The following is a 263-nucleotide window of genomic DNA, read 5'->3' on the forward strand; positions in this document are numbered from 1 at the left end:
CTTTAGTGGCGATCATGGTACAAACCCATTTCCAACTCGCTCATTGATTGGTGCCGATTTAACAAATCAAAACGAGGCAACGTGGCAGGCACGTTTTGGCATTGATTTAAAAGCAGTATCGCCAGGTTTAACAACAAAGTTTTACTACACAAGCGGTAGCGATGCGGAAAACTCTGCGCTGGGTAAGTTAGCTGGCACAGCTGATGAAAAATATTGGGCTGTAGATACGCGCTATAAAGTTGAGAAAATAAAAGGCTTAAGTT

At 42.6% G+C, this 263-nt stretch carries 1 protein-coding gene; it reads left to right on the forward strand.

Annotated elements, in window-relative coordinates:
* On the forward strand, positions 1-263 hold a 263-nt coding region (locus AAEY78_RS13630), incomplete at both ends, for an OprD family outer membrane porin (RefSeq protein ID WP_352339874.1).

The organism is Psychrobacter sp. 16-MNA-CIBAN-0192, assembly GCF_040309565.1.
Taxonomy (GTDB): Bacteria; Pseudomonadota; Gammaproteobacteria; order Pseudomonadales; family Moraxellaceae; genus Psychrobacter.